The 275-nt window shown below is 69.8% G+C and carries 1 protein-coding gene; it reads right to left on the bottom strand.

Going from position 1 to position 275, the window contains the following annotated elements; genetic code table 11:
• A partial coding sequence (locus ACP7H9_RS14260; RefSeq protein ID WP_439222941.1) for a hypothetical protein occupies positions 1–275 on the bottom strand: 275 nt, incomplete at both ends.

Here is a 275-nt window from a genome sequence, read left to right as displayed (position 1 = left end):
CGAAGAAGAAGCCCTTCGATCGAAGCTCGAAGTAGTCGAGCCACGACACACCATTCGGGAACTGGGTGTTGCTGTAGCCGACGACGCGCTTGGCCGTCTCCTTCGCCCAGTTCTCGATGTTCCCGCCCGTCCCGTTCGACTGGCCGCCGTAGTTGCCCTCGCGGCGTGCGAGCTGCTCGGACAGGATCGCGGCCGGCAGAGAGTCGCGCGCGGCGGCCTCCATGCGTGCGGCCGCGGCCTCGCGGCCGGCCTGCGAGCGGGCGGCGTTCTCCGGC

Source organism: Idiomarina sp. ST20R2A10, from assembly GCF_051842345.1.
Lineage (GTDB): Bacteria > Pseudomonadota > Gammaproteobacteria > Enterobacterales > Alteromonadaceae > Idiomarina > Idiomarina loihiensis.
This window is presented reverse-complemented; position numbering and strand designations above follow the sequence as displayed.